The 13,567-nt window shown below is 62.8% G+C and carries 11 protein-coding genes; 7 read left to right on the top strand and 4 right to left on the bottom strand.

Features of this window, described 5'->3' with window-relative positions; translation table 11 throughout:
- Positions 1 to 101: 101 nt before the first annotated feature.
- Positions 102 to 911, bottom strand: a complete 810-nt coding sequence (locus V3W40_RS10560) for a UDP-2,3-diacylglucosamine diphosphatase (protein WP_065924942.1) — start codon at positions 909 to 911, stop codon at positions 102 to 104.
- A gap of 137 nt (positions 912 to 1,048) precedes the next feature.
- Here V3W40_RS10560 and V3W40_RS10555 point away from each other — a divergent pair, with 137 nt between their 5' ends.
- The 3 genes from V3W40_RS10555 to V3W40_RS10545 all read left to right on the top strand — a co-directional run bounded on the left by V3W40_RS10555 (position 1,049) and on the right by V3W40_RS10545 (position 3,195).
- Positions 1,049 to 1,798, top strand: a complete 750-nt coding sequence (locus tag V3W40_RS10555; RefSeq protein WP_330214992.1) for a helix-turn-helix transcriptional regulator — start codon at positions 1,049 to 1,051, stop codon at positions 1,796 to 1,798.
- A gap of 99 nt (positions 1,799 to 1,897) precedes the next feature.
- Entirely contained in the window at positions 1,898 to 2,782 is an 885-nt protein-coding gene (locus V3W40_RS10550) for a DMT family transporter (RefSeq protein WP_065946835.1), read from the top strand.
- A gap of 131 nt (positions 2,783 to 2,913) precedes the next feature.
- Positions 2,914 to 3,195, top strand: a complete 282-nt coding sequence (locus tag V3W40_RS10545; RefSeq protein WP_330214991.1) for a hypothetical protein — start codon at positions 2,914 to 2,916, stop codon at positions 3,193 to 3,195.
- Between the two features lie 41 nt (positions 3,196 to 3,236).
- Here the strand turns inward: V3W40_RS10545 and V3W40_RS10540 are convergent, their stop codons facing one another.
- Entirely contained in the window at positions 3,237 to 3,524 is a 288-nt protein-coding gene (locus tag V3W40_RS10540) for a SelT/SelW/SelH family protein (RefSeq protein ID WP_027603826.1), read from the bottom strand.
- Between the two features lie 84 nt (positions 3,525 to 3,608).
- Here V3W40_RS10540 and V3W40_RS10535 point away from each other — a divergent pair, with 84 nt between their 5' ends.
- Complete coding sequence (locus V3W40_RS10535) at positions 3,609 to 5,798, top strand: patatin-like phospholipase family protein (protein ID WP_330214990.1); 2,190 nt, start codon at positions 3,609 to 3,611, stop codon at positions 5,796 to 5,798.
- 207 nt (positions 5,799 to 6,005) lie between these two features.
- On the opposite strand, the gene V3W40_RS10530 is transcribed toward V3W40_RS10535, so the two are convergent.
- Both V3W40_RS10530 and recQ read right to left on the bottom strand, forming a co-directional pair.
- On the bottom strand, positions 6,006 to 6,440 hold the full coding sequence (locus V3W40_RS10530) for a MarR family transcriptional regulator (RefSeq protein WP_065924937.1): 435 nt from the start codon (positions 6,438 to 6,440) through the stop codon (positions 6,006 to 6,008).
- Between the two features lie 121 nt (positions 6,441 to 6,561).
- Entirely contained in the window at positions 6,562 to 8,688 is a 2,127-nt protein-coding gene (gene recQ, locus V3W40_RS10525; protein WP_315872363.1) for a DNA helicase RecQ, read from the bottom strand.
- Between the two features lie 279 nt (positions 8,689 to 8,967).
- On the opposite strand from recQ, the gene V3W40_RS10520 reads away from it, so the two are divergent.
- From V3W40_RS10520 to V3W40_RS10510, 3 genes are all read left to right on the top strand, one after another.
- The gene (locus V3W40_RS10520) at positions 8,968 to 9,555 is read left to right on the top strand and encodes a UPF0149 family protein (RefSeq protein ID WP_167656588.1); all 588 of its coding nucleotides are present in this window, start codon (positions 8,968 to 8,970) and stop codon (positions 9,553 to 9,555) included.
- A gap of 20 nt (positions 9,556 to 9,575) precedes the next feature.
- Positions 9,576 to 9,959, top strand: coding sequence for a YbaN family protein (locus tag V3W40_RS10515; protein ID WP_027603821.1), 384 nt, complete (start codon positions 9,576 to 9,578; stop codon positions 9,957 to 9,959).
- Between the two features lie 119 nt (positions 9,960 to 10,078).
- Positions 10,079 to 13,549 carry a hybrid sensor histidine kinase/response regulator gene (locus V3W40_RS10510; protein WP_330214989.1) on the top strand — a complete coding sequence of 1,157 codons (3,471 nt, stop codon included), beginning with the start codon at positions 10,079 to 10,081 and terminating at the stop codon, positions 13,547 to 13,549.
- Positions 13,550 to 13,567 lie beyond the last annotated feature (18 nt).

The raw sequence follows: 13,567 nt of genomic DNA, 5'->3' as shown, positions 1-13,567 counted from the left end.
CGCGAAGAACTCATAAGCACCGCGCCTATTCAGGCTGCACGCGTTATCGTTGACGTTTTTCGCGAGCAAGCTCGCTCCTACAGTTGGACTGTGGTTGGCCTTCAGTTTGTGATCATCTCAGCTTTCAACTGCGCTTCTTTCGCCTGGGCATCCGCCAACCGATACAACTCGATGCTCCCGTCCCAGTGCTCGATCAACGCCGTGCACGACTCCACCCAATCCCCGCAGTTGAGGTAATCCACCTCGCCCACCTTGCGAATCTCCGCATGGTGGATATGCCCGCACACCACGCCATGCAACTCGCGCCGGGTCACTTCGTGGGCGATGGCCTCTTCAAAATCGCTGATAAAGCTCACGGCGGTTTTGACCTTGTGTTTCAGGTACGCCGACAAAGACCAGTAGCCATAGCCGTAGCGGGCGCGCCAGTGGTTCAACCAGCGGTTCAAGGTGAGTGTGAACTCGTAGGCCGAGTCGCCCAGGAACGCCAGCCAACGGTGATAGCGGGTGATCACATCGAACTGGTCGCCGTGGATCACCAGCAGATGGCGACCGTCGGCCGTCACGTGCACCGCCTCATCCACCAACTGGATATTGCCCAGGATCAGCTTGGAGTAGCGGCGCAGGAACTCGTCGTGGTTGCCGGTGACGTAGATCACCTCGGTACCGCGCTTGGCCATGGTCAGCAGGCGACGGATCACGTTGGTATGGGCCTGGGGCCAATACATGCCGCCGCGCATTTTCCAGCCGTCGATGATATCGCCCACCAGGTAGACCTTATCGGCGTGGTAGCCCTTGAGGAACTGCGATAGGTGTTCGGCCTGGCAATCCCGGGTGCCCAGGTGCACGTCGGAAATCCACAGGGTACGAACCCGCTGCTTGCGGCTGGGCTTGGTGAACTCGGCACTGGTCATGGGCATCCCTCGACGCTGTTTTCGCGAGCTTGCGCCCTGGCGATTAATAGCCCATGACAGTCGTGCGTCAGTCCGATGACAGCGCCCGCCGGCCGCGAAGCGTTGTAGACTGGCGCCCTGCCGCCCAGGAGACCGCGATGAGACCGTCGCTCACGCTACGCCACTACCTCGAAGCGCCCATCGCCCACAGCCATGACCATGCGCAGTTGGTGTTCGGCCTGTCCGGCCACCTGGACCTGGAAGTCGACGGCCGTGGCAGCCAGGTGCGCGAAAGCAGCGTGATGGTGCTGCCCTTCTCCGCCCACCACGCCTGTGGCAGTCGCGATGGCAGCCGTTGCCTGGTGCTGGATGTGCCCACGGAGCATTGGCTCCTGCAATCCCTGGGCGAACACGCCGACGCCAGCCGCCGCCTGCTCGATCAACCGGCACGCCTGGCCCTGGATTCCCGGCAGCACCAACTGGTGCAATGGCTGGCGCACAGCCCCGTGGATGATCCATTGATCGCCCAACAGGGTGCGGTGCTGTTGCTGGCCAGCCTCAATCATCCGCAGGCCCCGCAGGTGCCGGGCCGCCGCCTGCCGTATGCGGCATTCAATACGCACATCGAGCGACACGTCGCCCATCCGTTGCAGGTCGCCGACCTGGCGCGTATCGCCGGCCTATCGGTGGCGCGCCTGCATGCGCGCTTCATCGCCGAATGCGGGCAGACGCCCATGGATTACATCCGCAGCCGGCGCCTGCAACTGGCCCTGAACCTGCTGCGCGAGACGCCGCTGCCCGTCGGTGAAATCGCCGCGCGGGTTGGCTACACCTCACAAAGTGCCTTTGCCGCCGCTATGCTGCGCGAATTCGGCGCCTCTCCCGGCGCGTTGCGGCGCGCCACATAGGGCGAGCCTTGCGCTAAAAATCGCGAGTCCCACGACAGACGCACACACCGGCACCCTCTAGACTGCGAACCTGTCACTCCCGTTGGTTCAAGGATCGCAATGACTCCCCGCTCAGCCCTCGGCGCCCTGCATATCGGCGCACTGATGTTTGGCCTCACCGGCGTATTCGGCAAGCTGGCGGCCGCCTCCCCGGCCATCATCGTCTTCGGTCGTGCCGCGTTTGCCGTGATTGCCCTGGCAGTGTTTGCGCGCTTCGCCAGCAACGCCCCCTGGAAAACCCTGGCGCTGCAGGACTGGCGCCGCCTGCTGGTCAGCGGCGTGTTGCTGGCGGCGCATTGGGTGACGTTCTTCATTGCCGTCAAGGTCGCCGGCGTGGCCGTCGCCACGTTGGGGTTCACCGCATTCCCGGCGTTTACCGTGATCCTCGAAGGGCTGATCTTCCGCGAGCGTATCCGCGCCAATGAAATCGTGCTGGTGGCCTTGGTCACCGTTGGCCTGGTGCTGGTGACGCCGGACTTCAATCTCGCCAGCGAAGCCACGGGTGGCCTGCTTTGGGGGATTGTCTCGGGTTTGCTGTTCTCATTGTTGTCGCTGAACAACCGCGCCAGCTCCGGACGGATTCCCGCCGTGCAGGCAGCGCTGTGCCAGAACGTGGTGGTCGCGGTGTGCCTGCTGCCCGTGGCCGCGCCGGGGCTGGCGGACGTGCGCGCGCTGGACTGGTTGTGGATCGGCTTGCTTGGGGTGTTCTGCACCGGCCTGGCCCACAGCCTGTTTGTTGCCAGCCTCGCGGTGATCAAGGCGCGCACCGCCTCGGTGGTGTTCGCCATGGAGCCGGTCTACGGCATCACCGTGGCCTGGCTGCTGTTTGCCGAAACCCCGACCCTGCGCATGTTGCTGGGCGGCGCGTTGATCATCGTCGCCATCGTGCTTTCCGGGCTGATGGGCAGCGCCAGCCAGGCCAGACAGCCCGCTGCAACGGCCTGATCTATACTTTAAACATCCGCAACAGTCAGCCGTCGTTCAACGGATAAAGACTCCTCGACGACAGCCATGGTGTTTTCTGCAGTTGCTGCACGCGAGTGGTCACTCCATCAACGCGATGCAGGGGTTTCATCATGGAAATGTTCATCAGCTTGTTGGTTCAGATCATCAGCGGTGCCGTCGGTGGCAATTTGGCCGGCATGACCAAACAAAGCCTGGGCACCGGGCTCAATACCATGCTGGGGGGTGTCGGCGGGCTCGTGCTGGGCCAGGTCGTGGCCGCGCTGACCGGCACATCGGGCGGCGAGGCGCTGGATGTGGCGGCAGTCGGCAGCAACATCGTCGGCGGCGGTGTCGGCGGCCTGCTACTGACCTGGGTCGTGGGCTTCATCAAAAGCAAGATGGCCGCCAAATAGCGGCGCACTGAGGGGTCACCGCCCTGATGTGGCGGTGACCTTCATGGCGTACGGTCGTTGTGGCCCAGGTCGCGGTGTGGGTCGATCTGGTCGCGCACCCGCTGCTTGAGCACCTTGGCTTCAGGGAAGCCACCATCCGCCTTGCGCTCCCAGATCTGCACGCCATCGCAGGTGATGCGAAACGCCCCGCCGGTTGCCGGTTCCAGCGCCACCCGGCCGAGGTCATCGGCAAACGTACTCAACAACTCCTGCGCCAGCCACGCGGCGCGCAGCAGCCACTGGCACTGGGTGCAATAGGTGATGACAATCTCGGGTTTGCTCAGCGACATAATTTGAGAGGCTCCTGGTGTGACGGGCTCGGCGGATCGGATGGCTATAATACCGGCCTTTATCGCCCAGCCTCGAGATTCATGATGCGCCGCCTGTTGTCCTGCCTGTTCCTGTGCCTGCTCCCGCTTCTTGCCGACGCCGTTGAGACGCCCCGCCCCAAAATCGGCCTGGTGCTGTCCGGCGGTGCCGCCCGAGGCCTGGCCCATATCGGCGTGCTCAAGGCCCTGGAGGAACAGGGTATTCATATCGACGCGATTGCCGGCACCAGCATGGGCGCGGTGATTGGCGGGCTGTATGCGTCGGGCTACAAGATCGATGAGCTGGAAAAACTGGCCCTGGGCATCAACTGGCAACAGGCGCTGTCCGACGCACCGCCACGGGAAGACGTGCCGTTTCGACGCAAGCAGGATGACCGGGATTTCCTGGTCAAGCAGAAGCTCAGCTTCCGCGATGACGGCAGCCTCGGCCTGCCCCTTGGCGTGATCCAGGGCCAGAACCTGGCGCTGCTGCTGGAAAGCATGTTCGCCCACACCAGCAACACGCGTAATTTCGACAAGCTGCCGATCCCCTTTCGCGCCGTGGCCACCGACATCACCACCGGCGAGAAAGTGGTATTCAGCAAGGGCCACCTGCCCCAGGTGATCCGCGCCAGCATGTCGATCCCGGCCGTGTTCGCGCCGGTGGAGCTGGATGGTCGCCTGCTGGTGGATGGCGGCATGACCGATAACATCCCACTGGATGTGGCGCGTGAGATGGGCGTGGACATCGCCATCGTGGTCGACATCGGCACCCCGTTGCGTTCACGCAAGCAACTGGCAACGGTGGTGGACGTGCTCAACCAGTCCATCACCCTGATGACCCGGCGCAACTCCGAAGAACAACTCAAGGCCCTGCATCCCAAGGACGTACTGATCCAGCCGCCCCTGGCCGCCTATGGCGTGACGGATTTCGGCCGCGCCAAGGACATGATCGATGCCGGCTACCGCGCCACCCGCGCCCTTGACGTTCGCCTGGCCCATTTGCGCCCCGCCGAGCCGACCGACCCGCAACTGGTAGCCGCGCGTACCCCGGGCGAACGCACCCCGGTGATCACCGCGATCAAGGTGGAGAACGACTCGAAGGTCAGCGACGACGTGATCCGCTACTACATCCGCCAACCGTTGGGCCAACCGCTGGAACTTGGCCGCCTGCAGACCGACATGGGCACCCTGTATGGCCTGGATTACTTCGAGCAGGTGCAATACCGCGTGGTGAAAAAGGGCCAGGACAACACCCTGGTGATCAGCGCGCGCGGCAAACGCAGCGGCACCGACTACCTGCGCCTGGGCCTGAACCTGTCGGACGACATGCGCGGCGACAGCGCCTTCAACCTCGGCGCCAGCTACCGCATGAACGGCATCAATCGCCTGGGCGCCGAGTGGCTGACGCGGGTACAGATCGGTGATCGGCAGGAGCTTTACAGCGAGTTCTACCAGCCGATGGATACCGGTTCGCGCTATTTTGTCGCGCCGTATATCAGCGCCCAGGCACAGAACGTCGAGCTGATCCTGGACAACGACCCCATCTCCGAATACCGCCTGGAACGCTACGGCTTCGGCCTCAACGTGGGGCGGCAGATCGGCAACAGCGGCGAGATCCGCTTCGGCGTCGGCGAGGCCTGGGGCAAGGCGGATGTGCGCATCGGCGACCGCGACCTGCCAAGTGTGAGCTTCAGCGAAGGCTTCTATGAACTGAAGTATTCATTCGACTCCCTGGATAACGTGTACTTCCCCCACAGCGGCGAGGACATTGGCTTGGCGTTTCGCGAATTCGAACCGGGGTTGGGCTCGGACCAGCGCTATCGACAATGGGAGTTCAAGCTGGACAAGGCCATGAGCCATGGTCCGGACACCCTGGTACTGGGCGGGCGCTACGGGCGTACCCTGGATGATTCGGACGTGGTGATTTCCAGCTTCCTGCTGGGGGGTGCGCGGCAGTTGTCGGGCTTCCGCCAGGATGCGATATCCGGGCAGAACATCAGCTTGATGCGCGCGGTGTACTACCGCCGGCTGACACCGCGCTCCTACCTGCCGCTGGATTTCCCGCTGTACCTGGGCGCGTCCCTGGAACGCGGCCGGGCATGGAACAACGACAATGAATTCGACAGCGGCTATATCAACGCCGCGAGTATTTTCCTCGGGTTTGATACACCGCTGGGGCCGCTGAATTTCAGCTATGGCTTCAACGATGATAATCAGAAGGCGGTGTACCTGAACCTGGGGCAGACGTTCTGATACAACGCTGCACCCGTGTTGGAGCGGCTATTAATTGTGGTGAGCGGGCTTGCCCCGCGCTGGGCTGCGGAGCGGCCCTGAAACCAGGCCCTGCGGTTTTTCTGAAGAATCGCGGCGGGCTCATTGGGGCCGCTTCGCAGCCCAGCGCGGGGCAAGCCCGCTCACCACAGCAAGTCCCCCACATTTTGATCGTCACTTCACCTGGGATCAGGACTTTTCCAGGTTCGCCAGAATGTGCCCATGCACCCGCATGCAGACACGCATATCTTCTTCGTCAACGCCCATAAACAGCTCCTGGCGCAGAGCCGTGGCAATAGTCTCGATCTGCTCGATCAACGGCTTGGCGGTGTCACATAGCAAGATGCGCTTGGCGCGACGGTCTTCCACCACGGCCTGGCGTTGCACCAGGCCCTGGCCTTCGAGGCTGTCGAGCAACCGGGCCAGGGTCGGCCCTTCTACACCGACGCTTTGCGCCAACTCACGCTGGGTGGGAGCTTCTTCAAAACGGGCCAGGTGCAGCAGCACCAGCCAGCGCGCCTGGGACAGGCCCAGCCCGGCCAAACGGCGGTCGAGCTCGGCGCGCCAACCTCGGGACATTTGCGCCAGTTGCATGCCAAAACGGTGTTGATCGGTTAACGGCATAAAAAACTCATGGTTTAGACTGAAAATAAAGTATGGCTAATTATTAGTCAGCTAAGCATGAGCCATGTCACTAGGCAAGAGTTGCTATGTACTGATTCGTTACATTGTCGTAATTGGCACACTAAATTTCGAATTCAGACTGCAAAGCGGCCCGTACGCAGTACAAAACCCCTTCAGGCACACGCCCGACAAACAGCGGTGCTATCTCCGCAACCGGTGGCAATTCGCCTTCTCCGTCAAGGAATGCGTCCTGGATCTCGCCGAGCAAATCCTCCGGCAAATCAAGGGCCTGCTCCAGGGACAACTGCTGCTTGCCGATGGATTCGGCCAGCAAGGTGTAGACGTTTTTCTCCGAGCATTGCAGCTGGCCGGCGATCTGGATCGGGGTCATGCCGGCGCGGGCCAGGCTGATCAGTTCATGGCGAATATCGGCGATTTCCTTCGGCGCTTCGGCCTGGCCACCAAGCACTTCGAGGAATGCCTGGCCGTAGCGCTCCAGCTTACGCGCACCGACGCCGCTGACCCGTGCCATTTCGGCCATGGTGGTGGGCTGCTCGCGCAGCATCTCCAGCAACGTGGAGTCGGGAAAAATAACGTACGGCGGCACGCTGTGTTCCTGGGCCAGTTTGCGTCGCAGGGTACGCAGGGCTTCCCACTGTTCGCGCTCCTCGCCCCGTACAAGCTGGCTGGCCTGGCTGGTGCTGGTCTTGGCGGTGGTTTGCGGCTTGAGGTCGCGGCGCAGCTCCAGGCTCACCTCGCCCTTGAGCAACGGCCGGCAGCTGTCGTTCAGGCGCAGGCCGCCATACCCTTCGATATCGATGTCCACCAGACCGCGCGCGACCATCTGTCGGAACAACGAACGCCATTCGCCTTCGGCACGGGCCTTGCCGACGCCGTAGACCGAGAGTTTCTCGTGGCCGAAGCTGCGCACTTTTTCGTTGTCCTTGCCCAGCAATACATCCACCAGATGACCGACGCCATAACGCTGGCCGGTGCGATAGATCGTCGACAGCGCCTGGCGGGCGGGCTCGGTGGCGTCCCAGGTCTGCACCCCATCGATGCAGTTATCGCAGTGGCCGCACGGTTGCGGCATGTCCTCGTCGAAGTAGGCCAGCAAGGTCTGGCGGCGGCAGCGGGTCTCTTCACACAACGAGAGCATCGCGTCGAGCTTGTGCTGCTCCAGGCGCTTGTGGCGCTCATCGCCTTCGGAGTTCTGCAGCATCTGCTTGAGCATCACCACGTCCTGCAGGCCGTAGACCATCCAGGCATCCGCCGGCAGGCCATCACGGCCGGCACGACCGGTCTCCTGGTAATAGGCCTCGAGGGACTTGGGCAGGTCCATATGGGCCACGAAGCGCACGTTGGATTTGTCGATGCCCATGCCGAACGCGATGGTGGCCACCATGATCAGGCCTTCCTCGTTGAGAAAGCGCTTCTGGTGGGCAGCGCGCGTTTCGTTGGGCAGTCCGGCGTGGTACGGCAGCGCCGGGTAGCCCTGCTCGCAGAGGAACGCGGCCACTTCATCGACCTTCTTGCGCGACAGGCAATAGACAATGCCCGCATCGCTGCGTCGCTCGGAAAGGAATGCCAGCAACTGCTTGCGCGGCTGCTCCTTGGGTACGATGCGGTAGAAAATATTTGGCCGGTCGAAACTCGACAGGAACCGCTCGGCGTTCTGCAGGTGCAGGCGCTCGACGATTTCTTCACGGGTGCGCTTGTCGGCCGTGGCGGTCAGGGCGATGCGCGGGACGTCCGGGAACAGCTCCGCCAGTTGACCGAGCTGCAAATATTCGCGGCGGAAATCATGCCCCCATTGCGATACGCAGTGGGCTTCGTCGATGGCGAACAGGGCAATTTCCAGGCTCTGCAAAAACGCCAGCATGCGCGGCTGCACCAGGCGCTCAGGTGCCAGATAAAGCATCTTCACTTCACCGCGCTTGATCCGCGCGGCCAGGTCGCGTTGCTGCTCGGCACTGAGGGTGGAGTTCAAGGCGGCGGCAGCGACGCCAAGTTCTTCCAGGGTCGCAACCTGGTCGTCCATCAACGCGATCAGGGGCGACACCACCACTGCCAGCCCGTTGCGCAACAACGCCGGCACCTGGAAGCACAACGACTTGCCACCACCGGTAGGCATCAGGACCAGGGCATCACCGCCCTTGGCCACGCGCTCAATGATCGCACCCTGGCGACCACGAAAGCTGTCGTAGCCGAAGATGTCCTTGAGGACGCGTTGAGCCTGATCGAGCATGTATAACTCCAACAAAATAGTGCCGAAATCCCTCTGTACAGGCTGGTCGAAAAAATACGGGCTCACGGAAAATAATCCGTAAGCGAAGTTTTCTCGACCTGGCGCTTGGCCTGCAGGGGCATCACAAAACGCGGCAGTATACCCGAGCGTCATCCGGCAAAGGGCGCCGCTGACGAATTGCAGCCCGTCTCTAAAACCTGGCAAATATGCACGCCGACTGGCTTGGGCGCGCAAGAAAGCCTAGAATTCAGCATCGTTTATTCCCAAGGTAGTCCTTCAATGTCCTTCGCTGAGCAACTAACCCGCCTGCAAGCCTTCCTCGACGCCGATGAGCTGCATGACGAGGCGCTGGACTACGTGGCCGCCCACGGCTACCTGACCGCCCTGTCGATCTGCTCCGAGGTCGTTCCCGACCGTGAATGGATCGACGCACTGTTCGCCGAAGAGCCGCACTACGCCGACGCCGCCCAGCGCGAAGAAATCGAATCCACCCTGCTGGCCCTCAAGGCCCACATCGGTCGTCAACTGGCCTCCGATGAGGAGTTCGAACTGCCGTGCGAGCTGGACCTGGGTGAAGAGCCGGACGACTCCGACCTGCGCGGCTGGTGCATTGGCTTTATGGAAGGGGTGTTCCTGCGCGAAGCGGCCTGGTTCGAATCCGCCGAGGAAGAAGTCAGCGAAATGCTGCTGCCGATCATGGTAGGTTCGGGGCTGTTTGAGGAGGAAGCTGAGTTTTCCGATATCGCAGCCGACGCCAACCTGATGGACGACATGATCGTTCAGATCCCGGAAGCCCTGACCGCGCTGTACCTGCTGTGCAACGCCCCTGACGAAAAACCGGCGATCCTCAAGCCACGCCACCACTGAGTCGCTTGCCCGTGACACCCATGGGCAATCGCTCGCTGCTCCTGCGCTACGTGCTGCTGGCCATCGGCTGGCTGAGCGTAGCGTTGGGAGTGATCGGTATTTTCCTGCCGGTATTGCCGACCACCCCCTTCCTCCTGCTCGCCGCCGCCTGCTTCGCTCGAAGCTCCCCGCGTTTCTACCAGTGGCTGGTGGAACACCCGCGCCTGGGCCCCTGGATTCGTGACTACCTGGACGGCAACGGCATCCCGCTCAAGGGCAAGGTCTACGCCATCGGCCTGATGTGGCTGAGTATCGGTTTTTCCTGCTACCTGGTGCCGTTGCCATGGGCACGTGGCTTCATGCTGACCAGCGCCGTGCTGGTGACAATCTACATCCTGCGCCAGAAAACCCTGCCACCGCGCTAAGCGCCCCCTGCGACATTAGATCCCACACGACCTTGGTCGACACTGACTAACCCCAGGCATCATGCGAGACTGTCCAACCGGGCCTGGAATGCCTGGGTGTTCTCATGCTCGGAGTTACCATGACGCTGTCCAGCGGGCTGATCGCCGCCGTTGCCCTGGCCTATATGGCCATTATGTTTGCCATCGCCTTCTACGGTGACCGCCGCCGTGCGCCGCTGCCGCCGCGCATGCGTGCCTGGGTCTATAGCCTGTCGCTGGCCGTCTACTGCACCAGCTGGACCTTCTTCGGCGCCGTAGGCCAGGCCGCCGAACAACTGTGGGCGTTCTTACCGATCTACCTGGGACCGGTGCTGTTGCTGGTGTTGGCACCCTGGGTCCTGCAGAAGATGATCCTGATCAGCAAGCAGGAAAACATCACCTCCATCGCCGACTTCATCGCCGCACGCTATGGCAAATCCCAGTCCCTGGCGGTGGTGGTCGCGCTGATCTGCCTGGTGGGCGTGCTGCCTTATATCGCCCTGCAACTCAAAGGCATTGTGCTGGGGGTCAACCTGCTGATTGGCGCAGGTGCCGATACCACCGGCACCCGAGCCCAGGACACGGCGCTGATCGTGTCCCTGGTGCTGGCGCTGTTCACCATTGTGTTCGGTACCCGCAACCTCGACGCCACCGAACACCACCGCGGCATGGTGCTGGCGATTGCGTTTGAATCGTTGGTGAAGCTGTTCGCCTTTCTCGCGGTCGGGGCGTTTGTGACCTACGGCCTGTACGACGGTTTCGGCGACCTGTTCAGCCAGGCGATGCTCGCGCCACGCCTGGAGGAATACTGGAAGGAAACCATCAACTGGCCGTCGATGGTGGTACAGACCGGCGTCGCCATGATGGCGATCATTTGCTTGCCTCGGCAGTTCCATGTGACGGTCGTGGAGAACATCGACCCCCAGGATCTGCGCCTGGCCAAGTGGGTGTTCCCGGCCTACCTGATCCTCGCCGCGCTGTTTGTCGTGCCGATCGCCTTGGGCGGCAAAATGATGCTGCCCGGCTCGGTGCTGCCGGACTCCTACGTGATCAGCCTGCCCATGGCCGAGGCTCATCCGGCCCTCGCCGTGCTGGCGTTTATCGGCGGTGCGTCGGCGGCCACCGGCATGGTGATCGTGGCGAGCATCGCCTTGTCGACCATGGTCTCCAACGACATGCTGCTGCCCTGGCTGCTGCGCCGTTCCAGCGCCGAGCGGCCGTTCGAAGTGTTCCGCCACTGGATGCTGTCGGTGCGCCGGGTCAGCATCGTGATCATCCTGCTGCTGGCGTATGTCAGCTACCGCCTGCTGGGCTCCACCGCGAGCCTGGCGACCATCGGCCAGATCGCGTTTGCCGCGGTGACTCAACTGGCCCCGGCCATGCTTGGCGCACTGTATTGGAAGCAAGCCAACCGACGCGGTGTATTTGCGGGGCTGGCGGCGGGTACGTTCCTGTGGTTCTACACCTTGGTCCTGCCGGTTACCGCGAAAAGCCTGGGTTGGTCCCTCGCCATTTTCCCGGGGCTGACGTGGATGCATTCGCACCCGCTCGGTTTGTCCGTCACCTCACTGACCCTGGGCACCGTGTTCTCCCTGGCCGGTAACTTCACGCTGTTCGTGTGGGTGTCGATGCTGTCGCGCACACGTGTCTCGGAACACTGGCAAGCCGGGCGCTTTATCGGCCAGGAAATCAGCCAGCGCGCCAATGCCCGCTCGATGCTGTCGGTACAGATCAGCGACCTGCTCAGCCTGGCCGCGCGGTTTGTCGGCGAAGAACGGGCCCAGCAGAGTTTTATCCGCTTCGCCTATCGCCAGGGCAAAGGCTTTAACCCCAACCAGAATGCCGACAACGACTGGATCGCACACACCGAGCGATTGCTGGCCGGTGTGCTCGGCGCATCCTCGACTCGGGCCGTGGTGAAAGCGGCGATCGAGGGGCGGGAAATGCAGCTCGAGGACGTCGTACGTATCGCCGACGAAGCCTCGGAAGTGCTGCAATTCAATCGCGCATTGCTGCAGGGCGCTATCGAGAACATCACCCAGGGCATCAGTGTGGTGGACCAGTCCCTCAAGCTGGTGGCCTGGAACCGGCGTTACCTGGAGTTGTTCAATTACCCGGACGGGCTGATCAGCGTAGGCCGACCGATTGCCGACATCATCCGCTACAACGCCGAGCGCGGCCTGTGCGGGCCGGGGGAAGCCGAGGTCCACGTGGCGCGCCGCCTGCATTGGATGCGCCAGGGCCGCGCGCATACCTCAGAGCGGCTGTTCCCGAATGGGCGGGTGATCGAGCTGATCGGCAACCCGATGCCCGGCGGCGGCTTCGTCATGAGCTTCACCGACATTACCGCGTTCCGCGAGGCCGAGCAGGCACTCACCGAGGCCAACGAAGGCCTCGAGCAACGGGTGACCGAGCGCACCCACGAACTGTCGCAGCTCAATGTGGCGCTCACCGATGCCAAGGGCGTTGCCGAGTCCGCCAGCCAGTCAAAGACGCGCTTCCTCGCGGCCGTCAGCCATGACCTGATGCAACCGCTGAACGCCGCCCGCCTGTTCTCCGCTGCCCTTTCCCACCAGAACGACGGCCTGTCCAGCGAAGCCCGGCAACTGGTGCAACACCTGGACAGCTCACTGCGTTCGGCCGAAGACCTGATCAGCGACCTGCTGGATATCTCGCGCCTGGAAAACGGCAAGATCAACCCGCAGCGCCAGCCCTTTGTGCTCAACGAACTGTTCGACACCCTCGGCGCGGAATTCAAGGCCCTGGCCCAGGAACAAGGCCTGCGTTTTCGCCTGCGCGGCAGCCGCTTGCGCGTCGACAGTGACATCAAGTTGCTGCGACGGATCTTGCAGAATTTTCTGACTAACGCTTTCCGGTATGCCGACGGCCCGGTGCTGCTCGGCGTACGCCGGCGCAAGGGCGAGCTGTGCCTGGAAGTCTGGGACCGTGGCCCAGGTATCCCGCAGGATAAACAGAAGGTGATCTTCGAAGAGTTCAAGCGCCTGGACAGCCACCAGACCCGCGCCGAGAAAGGCCTGGGCCTGGGTCTGGCGATTGCCGACGGCCTGTGCCGGGTGCTGGGCCATCGCCTGAGCGTGCGCTCATGGCCCGGCAAGGGCAGCGTGTTCAGCGTGCGTGTGCCGCTGGCACGCAACCAGGCCAGCCCGCAGGTCAAGCCTACCCAGGAGAACGGCCTGCCGTTAAGCGGCGCGCAAGTACTCTGCGTGGACAACGAAGAGAGCATCCTGATCGGTATGCGCAGCCTGCTGACACGCTGGGGCTGTGAAGTGTGGACCGCCACCGACCAGGCCCAATGTGCGGCGCTGCTGGAGCAAGGCGTACGCCCGCAACTGGCACTGGTGGATTACCACCTCGACCACGGTGAGACTGGCACCGAGCTCATGGGCTGGCTGCGGGCGCAAATGGCGGAGCCGATTCCCGGCGTGGTCATCAGTGCCGACGGCCGCCCGGAGATGGTGGCAGAGGTGCATGCGGCGGGGCTGGATTACCTCGCCAAACCGGTGAAGCCCGCCGCGCTGCGGGCGTTGCTGAGTCGACACTTACCGCTATAAACCGGATGTACTCAGTCA

This window comes from Pseudomonas sp. AM8 (assembly GCF_036346475.1).
Taxonomy (GTDB): Bacteria; Pseudomonadota; Gammaproteobacteria; order Pseudomonadales; family Pseudomonadaceae; genus Aquipseudomonas; species Aquipseudomonas marginalis.
Note: the sequence above shows the minus strand (reverse complement) of the source record. Positions and strands in the feature narration are given on the sequence as shown.

Excerpts from the sequence above, each read along its gene's own strand:
- V3W40_RS10515 (WP_027603821.1), top strand. The coding sequence starts at position 9,576 with ATGGGCAATCGCTCGCTGCTCCTGCGCTACGTGCTGCTGGCCATCGGC.
- V3W40_RS10560 (WP_065924942.1), bottom strand. The coding sequence starts at position 911 with ATGACCAGTGCCGAGTTCACCAAGCCCAGCCGCAAGCAGCGGGTTCGT.
- V3W40_RS10555 (WP_330214992.1), top strand. The coding sequence starts at position 1,049 with ATGAGACCGTCGCTCACGCTACGCCACTACCTCGAAGCGCCCATCGCC.
- V3W40_RS10545 (WP_330214991.1), top strand. The coding sequence starts at position 2,914 with ATGGAAATGTTCATCAGCTTGTTGGTTCAGATCATCAGCGGTGCCGTC.
- V3W40_RS10530 (WP_065924937.1), bottom strand. The coding sequence starts at position 6,440 with ATGCCGTTAACCGATCAACACCGTTTTGGCATGCAACTGGCGCAAATG.
- V3W40_RS10540 (WP_027603826.1), bottom strand. The coding sequence starts at position 3,524 with ATGTCGCTGAGCAAACCCGAGATTGTCATCACCTATTGCACCCAGTGC.
- recQ (WP_315872363.1), bottom strand. The coding sequence starts at position 8,688 with ATGCTCGATCAGGCTCAACGCGTCCTCAAGGACATCTTCGGCTACGAC.
- V3W40_RS10550 (WP_065946835.1), top strand. The coding sequence starts at position 1,898 with ATGACTCCCCGCTCAGCCCTCGGCGCCCTGCATATCGGCGCACTGATG.
- V3W40_RS10510 (WP_330214989.1), top strand. The coding sequence starts at position 10,079 with ATGACGCTGTCCAGCGGGCTGATCGCCGCCGTTGCCCTGGCCTATATG.
- V3W40_RS10535 (WP_330214990.1), top strand. The coding sequence starts at position 3,609 with ATGCGCCGCCTGTTGTCCTGCCTGTTCCTGTGCCTGCTCCCGCTTCTT.
- V3W40_RS10520 (WP_167656588.1), top strand. The coding sequence starts at position 8,968 with ATGTCCTTCGCTGAGCAACTAACCCGCCTGCAAGCCTTCCTCGACGCC.